Source organism: Kibdelosporangium philippinense (assembly GCF_021390435.2).
In the GTDB taxonomy this organism is placed as follows: domain Bacteria; phylum Actinomycetota; class Actinomycetes; order Mycobacteriales; family Pseudonocardiaceae; genus Kibdelosporangium; species Kibdelosporangium philippinense.
The window spans coordinates 3,528,531-3,545,450 of record NZ_JAJVCN010000001.1; the positions used below are offsets into that span (position 1 = coordinate 3,528,531).

At 64.6% G+C, this 16,920-nt stretch carries 16 protein-coding genes; 11 read left to right on the forward strand and 5 right to left on the reverse strand.

Annotation, left to right across the window (positions count from 1 at the left end; translation table 11 throughout):
* Nucleotides 1–26 precede the first annotated feature (26 nt).
* The 5 genes from LWC34_RS16325 (at nucleotide 27) to LWC34_RS16345 (ending at nucleotide 2,847) form a co-directional block, all read left to right on the forward strand.
* Nucleotides 27–653, forward strand: a complete 627-nt coding sequence (locus LWC34_RS16325) for a TetR/AcrR family transcriptional regulator (protein WP_233725913.1) — start codon at nucleotides 27–29, stop codon at nucleotides 651–653.
* 290 nt (nucleotides 654–943) lie between these two features.
* A complete protein-coding gene (locus LWC34_RS16330; RefSeq protein WP_233725914.1) occupies nucleotides 944–1,615 on the forward strand; it encodes a hypothetical protein in 672 nt (223 codons plus the stop codon).
* Nucleotides 1,612–1,980 carry a roadblock/LC7 domain-containing protein gene (locus LWC34_RS16335; protein WP_233725915.1) on the forward strand — a complete coding sequence of 123 codons (369 nt, stop codon included), beginning with the start codon at nucleotides 1,612–1,614 and terminating at the stop codon, nucleotides 1,978–1,980. Before LWC34_RS16330 ends, LWC34_RS16335 begins: the two co-directional genes overlap by 4 nt.
* A gap of 31 nt (nucleotides 1,981–2,011) precedes the next feature.
* A complete protein-coding gene (locus tag LWC34_RS16340) occupies nucleotides 2,012–2,446 on the forward strand; it encodes a hypothetical protein (RefSeq protein WP_233725916.1) in 435 nt (144 codons plus the stop codon).
* 29 nt (nucleotides 2,447–2,475) lie between these two features.
* A complete protein-coding gene (locus LWC34_RS16345; RefSeq protein ID WP_233725917.1) occupies nucleotides 2,476–2,847 on the forward strand; it encodes a hypothetical protein in 372 nt (123 codons plus the stop codon).
* An 88-nt stretch (nucleotides 2,848–2,935) separates the two neighbouring features.
* On the opposite strand, the gene LWC34_RS16350 is transcribed toward LWC34_RS16345, so the two are convergent.
* From LWC34_RS16350 to LWC34_RS16370, 5 genes are all read right to left on the reverse strand, one after another.
* The gene (locus LWC34_RS16350) at nucleotides 2,936–3,433 is read right to left on the reverse strand and encodes a cupin domain-containing protein (RefSeq protein WP_233725918.1); all 498 of its coding nucleotides are present in this window, start codon (nucleotides 3,431–3,433) and stop codon (nucleotides 2,936–2,938) included.
* A gap of 282 nt (nucleotides 3,434–3,715) precedes the next feature.
* Nucleotides 3,716–6,304, reverse strand: coding sequence for a winged helix-turn-helix domain-containing protein (locus LWC34_RS16355; protein ID WP_233725919.1), 2,589 nt, complete (start codon nucleotides 6,302–6,304; stop codon nucleotides 3,716–3,718).
* A gap of 176 nt (nucleotides 6,305–6,480) precedes the next feature.
* A complete protein-coding gene (locus LWC34_RS16360; RefSeq protein WP_233726457.1) occupies nucleotides 6,481–8,301 on the reverse strand; it encodes a glycoside hydrolase family 15 protein in 1,821 nt (606 codons plus the stop codon).
* 11 nt (nucleotides 8,302–8,312) lie between these two features.
* Complete coding sequence (locus tag LWC34_RS16365) at nucleotides 8,313–9,644, reverse strand: dipeptidase (RefSeq protein ID WP_233725920.1); 1,332 nt, start codon at nucleotides 9,642–9,644, stop codon at nucleotides 8,313–8,315.
* 138 nt (nucleotides 9,645–9,782) lie between these two features.
* Nucleotides 9,783–11,045 (reverse strand): APC family permease, encoded by a 1,263-nt coding sequence (locus LWC34_RS16370; protein WP_233725921.1) that lies wholly within the window; start codon nucleotides 11,043–11,045, stop codon nucleotides 9,783–9,785.
* Nucleotides 11,046–11,610: 565 nt separating this feature from the next.
* Between LWC34_RS16370 and LWC34_RS16375 the strand changes: the two genes are divergently transcribed.
* The 6 genes from LWC34_RS16375 (at nucleotide 11,611) to LWC34_RS16400 (ending at nucleotide 16,523) form a co-directional block, all read left to right on the forward strand.
* The gene (locus tag LWC34_RS16375) at nucleotides 11,611–12,363 is read left to right on the forward strand and encodes an ANTAR domain-containing protein (RefSeq protein ID WP_233725922.1); all 753 of its coding nucleotides are present in this window, start codon (nucleotides 11,611–11,613) and stop codon (nucleotides 12,361–12,363) included.
* Between the two features lie 91 nt (nucleotides 12,364–12,454).
* Nucleotides 12,455–13,332, forward strand: a protein-coding gene (locus tag LWC34_RS16380) for an IS5 family transposase (protein ID WP_233723324.1) whose coding sequence is annotated in 2 segments (ribosomal slippage) — nucleotides 12,455–12,793 and nucleotides 12,796–13,332 — 876 coding nt in all. Because the reading frame shifts where the segments join, the coding sequence is not laid out codon by codon here.
* Between the two features lie 27 nt (nucleotides 13,333–13,359).
* On the forward strand, nucleotides 13,360–13,782 hold the full coding sequence (locus LWC34_RS16385) for a DUF7144 family membrane protein (RefSeq protein ID WP_233725923.1): 423 nt from the start codon (nucleotides 13,360–13,362) through the stop codon (nucleotides 13,780–13,782).
* Nucleotides 13,779–14,831, forward strand: a complete 1,053-nt coding sequence (locus LWC34_RS16390; RefSeq protein WP_233725924.1) for an AI-2E family transporter — start codon at nucleotides 13,779–13,781, stop codon at nucleotides 14,829–14,831. Before LWC34_RS16385 ends, LWC34_RS16390 begins: the two co-directional genes overlap by 4 nt.
* Nucleotides 14,828–15,328, forward strand: coding sequence for a DUF1269 domain-containing protein (locus LWC34_RS16395; protein WP_233725925.1), 501 nt, complete (start codon nucleotides 14,828–14,830; stop codon nucleotides 15,326–15,328). Before LWC34_RS16390 ends, LWC34_RS16395 begins: the two co-directional genes overlap by 4 nt.
* Nucleotides 15,329–15,383: 55 nt before the next feature.
* Nucleotides 15,384–16,523 (forward strand): M20/M25/M40 family metallo-hydrolase, encoded by a 1,140-nt coding sequence (locus LWC34_RS16400; RefSeq protein ID WP_233725926.1) that lies wholly within the window; start codon nucleotides 15,384–15,386, stop codon nucleotides 16,521–16,523.
* The last annotated feature ends 397 nt before the right edge of the window (nucleotides 16,524–16,920 follow it).

Genomic DNA, 16,920 nt, shown 5'->3' on the forward strand with positions numbered 1-16,920 from the left:
AAACTTCGGCATGAAATAGTCCGGTGATGCACCCTCGACCAGGTGGACGGCCACGCGACGCCGCGCTCGACGAAGCGATCATCCTCGCGACGCGGGAGCGCTTGGTCCAGGACGGCTACTCGCAGATGACTATCGGCGACATCGCCGCCGATGCCGGTGTCAGTCGTCCCACGCTGTATCGCCGGTGGAGCACCAAGCTCGAGCTTGTCGTCGACGCGCTGGACTACGGGTTCCGGATGCAGCGCGACATGTACACAGTGGACCTGAGCAAGATGGAGCCGCGGAAGGCGTTCACCGAAGCCGTCCGGCGCCTTGACCCGGCCTACTTCAATCCGGACGCGATGGTCCTGATGGGCAACTTCGCGGGCGAGGCGCTCCGGACTCCGGAGCTGTTGGGCATCCTGCGCGAGCACGCGGTCGAGCCCCGGGTCGAGCTGCTGGAGAACTGCTTGTCCCAGTTGCAAGATCGCGGCGCTGTCCGCGACGACGTCGACAAACACACCATCGCGACCATGTGCTTCGGCAGCTACTTCGCCGCTTTCTATCGTGGCGACGACACCAAGAAGACCGTCGCGGCTGTCGTCGATGCGCTCTGGCCCGCCATCGCCAAGACAGCCAGGCATGGCGCGCCGGCTGAACCCGTCAGTAATTGACACGATAAGTAGAAAATTAAAAACGAGTAGATTGCCGTACGAACACTAAAGGGTTTCACTCGATCGTGTAACTCTCGGCATAAAGGTGGACCTGAGGTAGTTAAGGTGCCAGTCTCCCGAGAGTTAAAAACCTGATCGGGTAGTCAATTGCCGAATAGTCCGATTGGCCGAACCCTTTAGTTAACGCGGAGTGACCTCCTCTGAGACACGATCATCAAGCAGCATTCGACGTTCTCGCGAACGCGTTGGCGCGGTGCCAGGCGGATCGAGTCAGCGGCGCGGTGCGGATCGTGGGCAATCCGGGCGGGCTGTTCCACTTGCGTGACGGCGCGGTGATCGCCGTGGACAGTCCTGGGGCGCCCGGAGCCGAAACACTGTTGATGCGCTCGGGCAGGATCAGTGAAGAGGACTGGAACGCGGCGATGCGTGCCATGGCCAGGTCCGGGTCCACGCAATCGGTGCTAGGCACCATCGGGTCCGCTGAGCTGCGAATTCTCGTCATGGCAGTCACTCAGGACGGGACATTCGCCACCGCCGCGGGCGTCATCGAGCAGTACGACATCGACGCCCCTGTCGATGTCCTGCTCTCGATACCGGGCGGTGTCGGCCTGGACATACTGCTGCGGGAAACGGCCCGGCGCCTGGATGCCATCGCCTGCCTGTCGTTCCCCGTCTCGCCCTTCCGGGAACGCGTCAAACCCGCGCGCGGGACCAACCCGCAAGGCCTGACGACGGGGCAACTGGAAATCCTCGCGAACGCCACCGGCAGACGCACCGCTCGGGACATCGCCTTCGCGATCGGCCGCGGTGTTTATCCGGTGACCACGGAAATTTCCCGGATGCTCGATGATGGTCTGTTGGAAATTTCCACCGAGTCGTTTCGCTTTTCACACTGGGGCGTGACCTCGTTGCGGTCTCGGGCGGAGATCGCGCAGTCTGAGACCAGAAAGGAAACATATTGAACCATGAGGCTCTCGCTGCCGAATTGCAGAAGCTTCGAGAACAGGTGGCCGGAGTAACCGACACGGTCATCGCCGCCGCCGACGGAATTCCCATCCTCGCCGACGCGGCGGAAACCATCGATCCCGCCAACATCTCCGCACTGGCCGCCGCCGACCTCGGGATCGCTCGTCAGGCAGCCGAGCTCACCGGTCAGGGCACACTCCGCCAAACCGTCGTGTACAGCAGCGACGGCTACATGGCGGTGTACGCCATCGGCCGGTTCGCCTTGATGGTCGTCCTAGGGGACAAGGGCCTGAACGTCGGGCGTCTGCTCTACGAGTCCCAGCCCATGATCGAACGGATCAGCTCGATTCTCGCCTCATAGCGAGTCAAACCACAGATGAAAGAAGAGAACATTGAGCGTCGTAGGCAACAATCCACGGGGTATGGCTGACCACGTGGTCTCGTTGACCAAGCGGTTGCGCCAGGAAATACCCTCCTGCCTGGCCACCGGCGTCGTCGACATGGCCACCGGCATGTTGCTGACGTACGAAACCACCGACACGCACCCGGCCGAGGTACTCGACCTGCTCGCGGGGGCCACCCTCGACCTCTTCCAGGGCCGCACCGTCACGATGATCGAGGACGTCTTCAAGGAGCGTCGCGGCATCAGCAGCGCGGAGCACTACTTCCAGGAAATCCTGGTGAACAGCACGAACCTGACGCACCTGTTCATCAGGAACACCATGAACGAAGACGTGGTCGTGGTCGTCGTCTGCCCCAAATCGGTCAACATCGGAATGCTCTTCGCCGCGGCCAGGCGAGTGGTCAAGGAACTCCGCGCCTTCTGACGCGTTCGCACTCAAGTAAGGAAAGTTCCGTGAACATCGATACAGCGTTGAAAGAAGCCATGTCCATCTCCGGCGCCGTCGGCGTCGCGTTGGTCGACTACGAGAGCGGCATGTCGCTCGGCACCGCCGGCGGCGGCGACTGGCTGAACCTGGAGATCGCTGCCGCGGGCAACACCGAAGTCGTCCGGTCGAAACTCCGGGTGATGTCCGCACTCACCCTCAACGACAGCATCGAGGACATCCTGATCACACTGCACCGCCAGTACCACATGATCCGCCTGCTGGACGCGGTGAAGTCCAGAACCTCGCTTTTCCTGTACCTGGTACTGGAAAGAGAGGTGGCCAACCTCGCGCTGGCCCGGCACTACCTCAAACGCATCGAAGCCGATCTGCAGGTCTAGCGGGCGGTGACACGGACCGGGCCCGCGACCGCGGGCCCGGTCCTGAACTGTCCACAACGGACATTCGAGTCAAGCTGGCGCGGGACTCCTAGTGTGTCGGCCCGTTGAGCCCGTACCGGCGCACGACATCGTCCAGCCAGTCCGGTGTGTCGTAGACAAGGCCGTACTTCTCGGCCAACGCGGCGAATTCGGGCCCCGAGTTCTTGCCGGAGAGGAGCAATTCGCTGAGGTCCATGAAGTAGTCCTCGAAGCCGCCTGGCGTGATGACCTCGATGATGCGGCCGGGCACGGTGCCCGCGTTCCACATCGCGTGCATCTGCCCGCGTGGCTTGGTGATGTACCCGCCGGGGCCCAGCACGATTTCCGTGTCGTCGGACCGGAAACCGATCTCGCCTGCCAACACGATCGAGTGCTCGTCCTCACGGGTGTGCAGGTGCGGCCGGGTGATGCTGCCAACCTCGAACGGGTGCTCGACGATTGCCACCTGTCCCCCGTTGGCCTGGCTGTGCAGTTTGTAGACCGCACCGAACCCGGGAAGCCGCGCGATATCGCCTTCCCCTGGCTGCACCACCGTCACGTCGGTCATCTCAGCCGCCTCCGCACTGTCGCAAGTTACGTTACAATGTCTAACTGTAACTGTATAGCGTCACGAGCAGTACGGCCTAGGTCGTGTCTCGAAGTCCCCGTTCGATGAGAGCCTGCCCCGTCCGGAGGCCGGAGTCGGGACACAGCGGGGTGGTTCCTGGCGACGCCGCGGTGACGCCGCGAATACTGGTTGTCTTTGGGCGTTTTGTCTTTGGGCGTTGCCGCGGTGGCGTCAGGGGCCGCATCCGGCCCGGCTATCGCGGACGGGGCTTTGAGACACGGCCTAGAGCAGGCCACGCTCACGTGCCACGGAAATCGCGTCACGCCTGTGCCGGACGCCCAGCTTCCGGTAGATCCCGCGCAGGTGTGTCTTGACCGTGTTCACCGACACGAACAGGTTCTGTGCGATCTCCTCGGTCGTTCGCATCGACGGAAGCTCGGCGAGCAGAACCTGTTCCCGCGCGGTCAGCCCGTCGGCCAGGTCAGGAACGTGTGCCGGGAGCGCGTCCCGAACACTGGTCGCGAACACCTCCAGCCTGCCGAAGCGTCCAGCCCCTCGCGCAAGCAGCGCACGGACCGAATGCCCGGCGTCACGAAACGGTCTGCGTGCGTTGTGCGGCGCTGCGATCGCCAGCGCACGGCACAGTGCTTCGTGTGCCCGTTGACGCTCTCCTATCCGGTCCGCCAGGTGAGCCTCCAGGAGCCAGGCCTCGACCACGGTCGACGCGGCGACGGCCCGCGTCTGTCCGGAAAGCAGCGGCGCGAGGATCCGTCGAGGTGACCCCATTTTCCCTTTGTGGACATAATGCACAGCACGCAGCAGATCCTGTTCCCCACATCGGATTCCGATCTTCTCGATCTCGTCGAGGACCTCGAGCGCCCATGGGTACTCCCCCACGCGCAGCGCCATCCGTTGCCGGGCAGGCGCGGCATAGGCGATCATCGCGGGCGAGATGTCCCGCTTCGCCAGACGTTTCCAGTGTCCGCGCAGATCGGCGACGATCTCGTGCGGATCATGGGAGGTGTCGAACTCGATCATCGCGTCGAGCGTGTGCACACACAGTTCGATGGTGGCATCGGTGACGGCCGGCATCAGACCGGCGGCGACTGTGGCGAGCCGACGAGCCTTGTCGTCCTCAAGTCGTTGGTAGGCGGCGACTCCGAACAGTGTGTACGCGTACGCCGCGCGAGAGCTCTCGGCCCAGCCTCGTGTTCTGGCGAAAGCCAGTGTGTCGGCGATTTGTCTGTCCACCGCCGACAGATCGCCGTGCACAGCCGCGATCGCGACCAGATGCGTACGGCACTCCAGCGCGATGGCGTCTCGCTGCTCACTGCCGGCCATGCTCAACGCCTGGCGAAGTGCCGCTTCGGCCGCCTGCTGCCGACCGAGCCACGCCTGCGCCACGCCCGCGTTGAACGTGGCCATCAGGTCGAGGTCGAAATCACCGGTGCGGCCCGCGTTGGTGGCACGCAGTTCGGTCAAGGCCGGGCGAATGTCTCCGGCCAATCGGGACCGATGCAATTGGACGGTGGCACGCAAGGCCTTCAGCCGTTGTGTCCGCGGTGGATAGACCGAGTCGGCGATCCGGCGCAGCCAGCGGTCCGCTGCGGGTACGTCACCGAGATCCAGCGCCGCCGCGGCGGCCACGAGGGCGACCGACGGCCGGTTGAGCACGTGTTCCGGTGCGGTCCGCAAGATCCGCCACAGCAGTGCCGACTGTCCTTTCAGAATGTGGCCGAGCCCGGACCGGGCGGCAAGCCGCGCGGCCAGCTCGTGGTCGCCCGCCTTCAGACTGTGCTCCAACGCTCGCAGCGGATCACCGTTGGCGTTCAACCAGACCGCGGCGATCCGGTGCTGACGTTGCAGTGCCGAGAACCGGCGGCGGCCGAGCTCGGCACACAGATAACCACGCAGCAACGGGTGATACCGGAATTGCGCCGGTGCTTCATCGGCTGTGGACGTCAGGATACTCGTGCGCTCCAGCCGATCGATGATCTGCCCGGCATTCTCCCGCCCGGAGAGCTCCACCGCGAGATCGGTGGTGAACGCCCGGCACACGCACGTCGCCAGCATGAACTGCTGTACCTCGTCGGGCTGCCGGGCGAACACCTCCCGCAGCAGGTAGTCGGCCACCACCCGGTCGTCTCCGGTGATCCGGGGCAGCGCCGAGTCGGCGCTCAACGACGCGAACCTCAAGCCGGCGGCCCAGCCTTCGGTCCGTTCCATCAAGGCGGCGAGCCCTGCCCGGGTCAGGGTGATCCCTTCCTTGGCATACAGCAGACGGGCTTCGGCCGCGGTGAACGTGAGCTCCTCTGGCCCGATCTCCCTGAGCCGGTTCTCCAGCCGCAGCCTCGGCAGCACGAGCGGCGGCAGAAACCGGGTCGCCAGCACGACTCGCAGTGCGCGTGGTAAGTCGCGCAACAGCAGGTTCATCGTACGCACGGCCGCGTTGGACTGGATCTCGTGCACCCCGTCGATGATCAGCACCACCGGCTCGGACACCCGCTCGAACTCGGCGACGATCGCGTTGACAAGCACCGCATACGATTCGCCGCGCGGGATGGGCAGATCGCCCAGCGGAAGTGCGCAGCGCTCGCGTAGTGCTTGCAGGATGACCGTCCACAACACTGTGGGATCGTTGTCCTCAGTGTCCACCGAGACCCATGCGACCGGCGTGTCCCAGCGTTCGATCCGGCGCCGTGCCCACGCCGCGAGCATCGTCGTCTTGCCTGCTCCCGCCGGTGCGCAGACAACCGTCACCGGTGGTATAGCGTCGCCGTCGAACACCGCCGCGTCCAGCAGCGTGTGTAGCCGGTCCCGGATCAGCGTGGTGGGTGGGACGTCCGGGATTCTGGTTCGCGCGGCAGGCACCGGTCCGCGGTGGCCGAGGCAGTTCCCTGTTCTGCCGGCTCGGCCTCTCGATCCCGTCAGCTGCATTCTTCTCCCCGATGCGTGTTTGCCCTGATTCGTTGCCCCGACTTGAAAGTCCACTTATCTAGCAGCCGGGAACAACCGCGCACTTCGTCCGCACGGGGTGATTCACACCATCAAATCCACTGTGGACCTGTGTTGTCCAGTGCGTCGTCAAGGGTGATCGCCGCGTCGATCAGGGAAAGGTGCGTGAACGCCTGCGGGAAGTTGCCGAGCTGTTCTCCGGTCGGACCGATCTCTTCGGCGTACAGGCCCAGATGTGTGCTGTAGGTGAGCATCTTCTCGAACACCAGTCGCGCTTTGTCCACGTATCCGGCCTTGGCCAGCGCGTTGACGTAGGCGAACGTGCACAACGAGAAGGTTCCTTCGCCGCCGCGCAGGCCGTCCGGGGCCGCATCGGGGTTGTAGCGGTAGACGAGGCTGTCGACGACGAGCTCTTCCTCCATGGCGGTGAGCGTGGAGAACCATTTCGGGTCACGGGCCGCGACGAAGCCAACCTGGGACATCCGGAGCAATGACGAGTCGAGCACGTCCGAGTCGTAGCGTTGGACGAACGCCCGGCGTCCCTTGTGCCAGCCGCGTTCCCAGATCTGCCGGTAGATCCGGTCCCGGTGCACCCGCCACCGGCCCGCCTGGCCGGGACGCCGCAGCGACTCGGACAGCCGGATGCCACGGTCGAAGGCCACCCAGCTCATCAGCCGGCCGTAGGTGAAGTCCGCCCGCCCGCCACGGGTCTCCCAAATGCCTTCCTCAGGCTGGTCCCAGTTGTCGCCAAGCCAGTCAAGCACGCCCGTGATCGCCTCCCAGCCCCGGTAACCGACCGCCAGCCCGTGCCGATGGCCCTGGTAGACGCTGTCGAGCAGCTCACCGTAGATGTCGAGCTGGAGCTGTCCCGCCGCGCCGTTGCCGATCCGCACCGGCCACGAACCCCGGTAGCCCGCCCAGTGATCGAGCGTCTGCTCGGTGAGATCAGTCGTACCGTCGACGCGGTACATGATCTGTAACCGGCCGGTTGTGTCCTGGTAGCGGTCGGCCAGCCAACCGGCGAAGTCCGCGGCTTCCTCGGTGAACCCCATACTCAGCAAGGAATACACGGCGAACGAGGCGTCCCGCACCCACGTGTAGCGATAGTCCCAGTTACGCAGTCCACCGATCTGCTCGGGCAGCCCTGCCGTCGGAGCCGCGACCATGGCCCCGGTCGGCGCGTAGGTCATCAGCTTCAGTGTCAGTACCGAGCGGTTCAGCATCTCCCGCCACCGGCCTCGATACGTCGATCTGGCCAGCCACGACCGCCAAAACCGGACGGTGAGCTGGAACAGATGCTCGAGCTCGGATGGCGGGATGGCCCGTGGCGGGCCGTCCGCGGCAGACTCGAGCACGAACCCACGCACCTCGCCCGCGTCCAATGAGATCCGGCCGCGCACGGCGTTGTCGTCACCGACCCGGATCGCGGCCAGGCGCGTGTCCCCGGATTCGCGCACAGCATGCAGTGTCAGTGTCATTCCGCCGCTGTCGAACACCACGCCGTCGTCGGTCAGGTGGGTCTTGTGGGCCTGCCTGCCGTAGTCGAAGCGTGGCACGACCTCGACTTCGAAGTCGATCTGGCCACGGACAGAGCGCAGCATCCGGACAAGACGGTGGTTGTCGGTGGCGTGGGTCCGTGGTGCGAGCGGCATGAAGTCGACGAGCTCACCCGTGCCGGATCGGGTCATGAACCTCGTGATGAGCACGGCCGTGTCCGGCAGATAGAGCTGTTTCACCCGGTAGTCCTCGCCCACCGGCCGGACCACGCACCAGCCGCCGTGCTCGTGATCGAGCAGCGCGCCGAACACACTGGGCGAGTCGAACCTGGGGCAGCAGAACCAGTCGATCGCACCGTCGGCGCTGACCAGGGCCGCGGTCTGCAGGTCCCCGATCAGGCCGTGGTCGGCGATCATCGGATAGGCGTTCACGTGCGACTCCTTGCGTAGTGCGGCAAGAACAGGGCCTCAGCCAGCGCCATCCGCGCGATTTCGCCAGGGTCGACGCTCTCGTTCGCCGCGTGGATCAGCGCCTGTGGCTCCTCGACACCCATCAGGACCAGCTCGGCTTCGGGATAGATCGAACTGAGAACTGTGCACAGCGGAATGGATCCGCCCTGACCGAGCTTGGCGGGCGGCCGCCCATAGGCCTCGGTCATCGCCATCGCGATGGCTTTGTGCGCGGGACCGTCCACGCGGGTGCGGAACGGTTCGCCGACGGCTTCGGTCTCGACCTCGACTTGCGCTCCCCATGGGGCACTGGCGTGCAGGTGTTCGATGAGCGCGTTCCCGGCGGCAACGGGATCCATGCCCGGTGGGACACGCAGGTTCAACCGTGCGGCCGCCGTTGGCATGATGACCGCGCGCGATCCGGTCACCGGCGGGCAGTCGATACCGAGCACAGTGACTGCTGGACGCGCCCACAGCGTGTCGGCGACACCACCGTCGCCCAGCAACTCGACGCCGTCCAACACACCCGTATCGGCCCGGAACCGCGCGACCCGATACGGCTCCCCGGGCCAAGACTGGCCACGATCGAGTCCGAGCACGGCCGTGTTGCCCAGATCGTCCCGCAGTGTCGCCAGCATCGCGATGAGTGCGGCCAGAGCGTCCGGGGCGGGACCGCCGAACGTGCCCGAGGGCAGGGAAGCGGTCATGGTCTTCACCGTGACGACGATGTTCACCATGCCGCGCAGACTGACTGTCACAGCCGGGTGTCCGACAGCCGCGTTTCCCGTGTCGCACATGAGGACCGCGTCGGCGCGGAAGAGCTCTGGGCTCTGCCGGACGAGGTTCGCGAGTCCACCGGTACCCAGTTCCTCGGAACCTTCGATGGCAAGTCTCAGATTCACCGGCACGTGGTCCAACGCGCGCAGGGCCGTCAGGTGCATGACGATGTTGCCCTTGCTGTCCGCGGTTCCGCGGCCGTACCACCGGCCGTTCACGCGGCTCAGCACGAACGGCAGTGTGTGCCAAGCGGCGTTCTCGTCAAACGCGGGTTGCACGTCGTAGTGGGCGTAGAGCAACACCGTGGGCGCATCGGGATCGTCGCAGGCCCGCGAGCCGACCACGGCAAGGCTTCCGTCTGAAGTCTGCATGACGCGCGCGTCCAGGAAGCCTACATCCGCGAACTTGTCCGCGACCCACTGGGCCGCAAGACGGCATTCCACCGGCTCGGCACCTGCGACCGATCGGATCGCGACGAGTTCTTCCAGGTCCGTCCAGGCGCGCGCCATCAGCCCGGCCACTCGCTCACGCATCACGCATCGACCTCCTTCTGTTTTCATGAGGGTTTGCGGGCCTTGTAGAACAGCAGCGGGACGCCGATGCCAAGGCGATCCACGCATGTCTCCACATGCCGTCAGATTCGCGATCTCGTCGGCGTACCGATTCGTCCGTCACGGGTGAGATGCCCGGATCACCCGCCGCAGCAGATCCATGACGACGGCCAGTACGACCACCCCGACCATCGCGACCAAGGTCGCGGGCGCTGTCTGCGCCGTGTGCACCACGAAGACGATCAGGACAGCCGCCGTGAGCTGGACCCCCACGACCAACGGCCATGCCCGCGCCCCGGTCTGCGATCTGAGCCGGAACGCGGCAATGGATGTCACGAGGAAGATCACCAACGCGACCGCGCTACCCACCGAGGCGATCGCGGTCAAGCCGACCAGATTCGCGATCAGCAGCACGATCACCACCGAGATCACCACGCCCCGCATACCGCCGACGCGCGCACGACTGCCGATCACCTTGGGAAACGTGCTCGAACCGGCCAGCTCCATTGTCGATCCCATGGCAGCGAACAGGTTCGCGTTCACCGACGACGACGTCCCGAGCATCGCGACGAGCGTCATCATCACAAATCCCGCCGTGCCCAACGAAGGCTCGGCCGCCACAGCCAACGCGGTTTCGCCGTTGTCGATCACCTGTGGCACGGTCAGCGTTCCGAAGACACCGAGCGCGATCAGGACGTACAACGGGATCGTGATCCCCAACGACAAGTACATCGCCCGCGGCAAGGACTTGGCGGGATCTCGCAGCTCCGCACCGGTGAAACTGACCACGACGAAACCAAGGCACGCGAAGAACGCCAGCGCCACGCTGGACACCATGTGCATCGCGGACAGGTAGGACGATGGCGCGAGCAACCCCGGTTCGATGTCGATGAACGTCACCATGACGAACACCGCTAACACGGCCAGCATCACCACGACTATCAAAGTCCGCAGTCGTTCGATCGACTTCGCGCCCGCGATATTGGCCGCCGCGGCCGCCACGATCACCGCTGTTGTCAGCACTTTCGCCCAGCCGGTCGAACCGTCGAAAAACAGAGCGGATCCGTAGTGCCCGAACGACACCGACACCATCGCGGTGACGATCAGGGCAGCGAAATACAGCAGCCATGATGCCACCGAACTGATGTGCCCCCGGCCGAACCCCTTGAGCAGATACGTCACCATCCCGCCGGAAGACGGGTAGCGCGCACCGAGTTTCGCGACGGCGTATCCCTGTAACAACGCAAGCACACCGCCGAACAGGAACGAAAGCCATACCGCCGAGCCGGCCATCGCGCCCGCTTCACCGAGCAGAACGAAGACTCCGGCGCCCACCATCGAACCGATGCCAAGGAATGCGGCACCGCGGATCGTCATCCCCATCCGGCCTCCTCATTGGTCGGGGCCATCGACGCTATGCGCGCAGCAGGCGACCACGGATCGCTCGGCCAGGGTGAATCGAGGCGCGACTCACCCGGATCGGACGAGGAAACCGCTCAACGGATCGGGTGACCGTGTCGGTGAGACAATCGAAGGAGGCGTCGAGATGTCCCGCGAATCCGGCGGCAAACGACGACGAAGGCTCTTTCTCGCCGGCCTCGTCCTCGCTCTCATACCGATGACCACGGCACCACATCGAGAGTCCACATGCGACTCCGATTCGCTGGTGTGCGCGTCGATCGACCTGTTCAGGACGTTAGGTCCACTGGTCCGATATCTCCTGCCCTGAGGCCTACGGCCGCAGCCGCCACAATCCGGGTCCCGCTGCGCCCGGTCCGTCGCGACCGGCTGTTCGAAATGCTCAACGTCTCGATCAACACAGTCAAGGCTCATCCGCGCGGCATCCACGTGGCCTCCTGTGATCACAGTCATCCGCTACGGGTGACGCGCGATCCCTTGTTGCCACAGCACATTCAACCCAGTCACGAAGCTGCGCGAAGGAGGATCCATGGAAGTGCGGATCGAGGACCTCATGTCGGATGTGCTCGCCGGTATGGCGCAGGAAATGCCGTGGTCGCTTGGCGCGGACGTCATCGCGTTCCGGCATGATCACCCGGTCGTCTACTCCACTTACGGCGTGGGCATCACCTTGCAGAACGTCCAGGAGCATCTTCGAACCGGACCGACTCGCGAGGCCGCGACCACCGACGGCCCGATCATGAGCGACAACATATGGCACGACAGGCGATGGCCGGCGCTTGACCTGTCTCGGACACGCGCCTTGTATCCCCAGCACGCACGTTTGCTGGAGAAGGTGCATGGCGTCGTGGCGGTGCCCGGCTTGCAGGACGACAGCGGGCTCGTTGTCATCACCGCATACCTCGGCGAAGCGCCCAACGACAGCGTGTTGGACACAATGTCGCGCTACGAACGGCTCGTCAGCGCCGACGTAGCTGTGCTGTCGTCGTTATCCGACACTGACCAGCGAACCAGCCGGGTGTTGGCAGCATTGCACCGCAGGGACGTGATCGAGCAAGCAAAGGGTGTGGTGATGGCGACCTGCCGGACCGACCACACGATGGCGTGGTTGTTGCTTCAGGACGCATGTCGCCGGACGAACACCACCCTCAACGCGCTGGCGGCCGAACTCGTCAGACAGGTCAGGTCCGAAGCGGACACACTCGGCGAGTCCGGGACCGGTCGCGCCGCCGGTGAACTGTGGTCGGCGTTGCGGCACATCCACGCCACGGCCGGTATCTGACCTCTCTGCCCCCTCGTCCCGCGCCCACCTCGATCGTCCGCCTCTAGGGCCTGTTTCACAAGTTGATCAAGGTTTGAGATGATCTTGATTCGTGGGGCGTGGTGATCTGACCAACGAGCAGTGGGCGAAGCTGGAACCCTTGCTGCCCAGGGGCAAGAAGCCTGGCAGGCCGCCGAAGCATGCGAAGCGGAAGCTTATTGACGGGATCCGGTTTCGGGTTCGAACCGGTGTGCCGTGGCGGGATCTGCCGGAGCGTTACGGCCCGTGGGAGACGGTGTATGGCTTGTTCCGGCGGTGGCAACGGGATGGCACGTGGAAGAGGATTCTGGTCGCGTTGCAGGCGGACGCGGACGCTGCGGGCCTGATCACCTGGGATGTCAGCGTGGACTCCACGGTGGCTCGTGCGCACCAGCACGCGGCTGGTGCGCGTCAAAAGGGGATCTCCAGAAGGAGTCTCCGGGCGGGGTCGAGGTCGAACCGGCCGATCACGGGCTGGGGCGCTCCCGAGGCGGGTTGACGACCAAGACTCACCTGGCGGTCGAGCAGGGACAAAAGCCCTTATCAATCGTGATCACCGCTGGCCAGCGAGGTGACTCGCCCCAGTTTCAGGTGGTGCTCGACCGTATCCGGGTACCCCGGCGGGATCGCGGTCGGCCGCGCTGCCGCCCGAATCGGGTGCTCGGCGACAAAGCCTACGGGTCCCGCGCCAACCGCGCCTACCTGCGCAGGCGCGGTATCCGCTGCACCATCCCGGACAAGGCCGACCAGGTCCGCAACCGCAAGAACAAGGGCTCACACGGAGGACGACCACCCGCATTCGACAAGGAGATCTACAAGCAACGGCACGCTGTCGAGTGCGGGATCAACCGTCTCAAACGAAACCGAGCCGTCGCCACCAGATACGACAAGCTCGCCGTTCGCTACGAAACCACGGTCACCATCGCAGCGATCAACGAGTGGCTCCCATGACTTTCGAAACAGACCCTAGGAGACTTGATGACTGACTTCCCGAAACAACGCTCCGACAGCCGAATCACTATGTGGTCGGGCTGGATCTGGTTCGCGGCCATCGTCATGGTGCTCACGGGCGTCTTCAACGCCGTCGAAGGCCTCGTGGCGTTGCTCAACCGCGCGTTCTACGTGACCAACGGCGAAGACCTGGTCGTGCTCAACCTGACCACGTGGGGATGGGTGCATCTACTGATCGGCCTCCTGGTCGGGGCGGCCGGACTCGCGTTGCTGACCGGGGCCGCGTGGGCCCGGGTCGTCGCCGTCGCGATCGCGTCGGTGAACGCCATCGCCCAGGTCACGTTCATCTCAGCCTATCCAGTGTGGTCCACAATCGTGATCGCCCTGTCGGTCCTGGTGATCTGGGCGATCGTCGTACATGGCAGGGACGCCACGGACGAACTGCCGTGACCGAGGCGATGCCACGCGCACTGGTCTTGCTACTGGGCGCGGCAGCGACCGTGATCACTGTCGCCGGTCTCAAGACCATCGCGTGGCTCGCGGCGCCGGTGCTGCTCGCGCTCGTCATCGTGATCGCGGTCAGTCCGGTGCACCAATGGCTCAGACGGGTGGGCTTTCCCGCGTGGGCGGCGACGTTGGTCCTTGTCGTACTCGTCTACGGCACACTGATCACATTCGCAGTGGTCACGTTCGTGTCATTGGCGCAACTGGCAGCGACCTTGCCGAGGTACGCCGATCGCTACAACGGCCTCGTGGTAGATGTGACCCGCGCGCTGCGGAGTATGGGTATCGCGCCGGAGCAGGTCCGTGACGCGCTGTCCACAATAGACTTCGGCAAGATCATGCCGTACATCGGCGCGATCATCCGCAACCTCACCGGACTGACCACCAGTCTGATCTTCCTGCTGGCGTTGCTGTTGTTCTTGAGCGTCGAGGCGACCGGAGTGGACGCCCGGCTCTCCGACATCGCCGCCGACCGTCCACAAGTAACCGCCGCACTGCTCACCTTCGCCAGGCGAACCCGTAGCTACCTGACCGTGACGACCATCTTCGGACTCATCATCGCGGTCATCGACGCGATCGCACTCGCGCTGCTGGGTATTCCTTTGGCCGTCCTATGGGGATTGCTGTCGTTCGTAACCAACTACATCCCCAATATCGGCTTCTTGATGGGAGTCGTCCCACCGGCGGTGCTCGCCCTGCTGGTCGGTGGCTGGCAACTGATGCTGGTCGTGATCCTGATCTACTGGGCGGTCAACTTCGTGGTGCAGTCCGTGATCCAACCGATCTACGTCGGCGACAGCATCGGTCTGTCACCGGTAATGACCTTCGTGGCGCTGGTGTTCTGGGCGTGGGTGTTCGGGCCGCTGGGCGCGTTGCTCGCGATCCCGATGACAGTGCTCGTCATGGCGGTGCTTGTGGACAGCGATCCACGGGCGGGGTGGGCCGCGGCACTGACTCGGCGCAACAAACGATCAACAAGAAAGGACAAGTTGTGACCACATTGACAGTATGGCGATTCACCACCTCGGACGGAGCCGACCGCGCGGCGGGCATCCTGAGCCGCCTCTCGCAGGACAATCTGATCACAGTGCACGACGCGGCGACAGTCTCGTGGCGGACCGGCACGAAGAAGCCCAAGACACGGCAATTGCACAACGTCATGGGCACCGGCGCGCTGGGCGGGGCGTTCTGGGGCATGCTCTTCGGCCTGATCTTCTTCGTCCCCCTGCTGGGCGCCGCGGTCGGTGCCGCGGTGGGCTCGCTCACCGGCATGCTCACCGACGTCGGCATCAGCGACGACCTGATCCGCAGGCTGCGAGCGGATATCGGGCCGGGCACGTCGGCCCTGTTCATCCTCAGTTCGGACGCCGTGCTCGACAAGGTCCGGATGGCCTTCGAGCCCGAGCGACCGGAGTTGATGTTCACCAACCTCTCCGAAGAGGAGGAGAACCGCCTGCGCGAGACGTTCAGCGAGGAACATCATCCAGTCTGATCGTTCATCCGGAACGATCGGCGCATGGAGCTGACGTTGCCCCTAGTCTTGGGGCATGCCTGATCTTGTTGAGCTGCTCGCCCGCCTGGTCGCCATTGATTCCGTCAACCCCGGCCTGGTACCCGGCGCGGCCGGCGAGAGCGAGATCGCTGACTTCTGCGGCTCCTGGCTGGCCGACCGCGGCTTCGAGGTGACCCGGTTGGAGAAGAATGCGGGCCGCCCGTCGATCGTCGGGGTCGCCCGTGGCACGGGAGGCGGGCGTTCGCTGATGCTCAACGGTCACCTGGGCACGGTCAGTGTCGCGGGTTACGACGGCGACCCTTTGGATCCGCAGATCCGCGACGGCAAGATGTTCGGCCGGGGAACGTTCGACATGAAAGGCGGCATCGCGGCCATGATGTTCGCCGCCGCCCGGGCGACAGCGGCGGGCCCGCTGCGCGGCGACGTTCTGGTTGCCTGCGTGGCCGACGAGGAACACGACAGCCTGGGTACTGAGGAAGTCCTGGAGTCGTTCACGGCCGGTGCCGCGATCGTCACCGAGCCGAGCAACCTCGAAGTTACTTTGGCGCACAAGGGTTTTGCCTGGTTCGATGTGGACATTGAAGGTCGTGCGGCGCACGGCTCACGGGCAGACCTCGGCATCGACGCGACCGTGAAAGCCGGGCATTTCCTTGTGGCTCTTGAAGAACTGGGGCGGCGGCTGGCTGAGGGTCCCGCGCATCCGTTGCTGGGGACAGGGACGGTGCATGCCGGGGTGATTCAGGGCGGGGATGGGCCTTCGACTTACCCTTCTTCTTGCCGCGTCACGGTTGAACGCCGGACCGTGCCCGGGGAGACGATTGAGGTTGTCGAGGGTGAGCTTGCTGGTGTTCTGGAGGCCGTGGCGGCGGCTGTGCCTGATTTCAGGTACCGGCTTGTGCGTGGGTTGAACCGTGGGCCGTTCCAGGCTGACCCGGAGGCTGTGATTGTCCGGACTTTGAGCCGTCACGCGGAGAAGGCTTTGGGACAGGCTCCGACAGTTCGGGCTGAGCTGTTTTGGACGGATGCCGCGCTTCTTGATCAGGCGGGGATTCCCGCGTTGTTGTTCGGCGTCAGTGGAGAGGGCGCGCATGCGGCGACCGAGTGGGTCGATCTTGCGTCGCTCCAGCAGGTTGCCGATATTCTTACGGGGACGATTGCCGAGTTCTGCTCCTGAGCGTTTCGGCTTGGCCGGGTCTTGGTTGGCCGGTTTCGAACCGGCCTTGTTTTCGACTGGGCTTGGCTCGGCAGTCCACTTTCAGGTTTCGGGTTGGTTCCAGCTATACACTTCCGGCTTGGCTTCTACTTCCGGCCTTACTTCTGGTTTGGCTTCCGGTTTCAGCGGTGAACTTTTCCGGTTTGGCTTCAGTTTCCGGCCAGGGTCGCTGTGGCTATGTTCCTGTTCCAGCTCGGTCGCTTTGCTTTGTTCCTGTTCCAGGGTGGTTGCTGTGGCTTTGTTCCTGTTCCAGCGCTTCGGCGGTCACCGCGGCTCGATTTGATGTGATGAAGGAGCGGGGCCTCGCTCCTGGTGGGTTCCGAGCGGACACTCGGGTTTGCCTTAAATCTCACGCAAG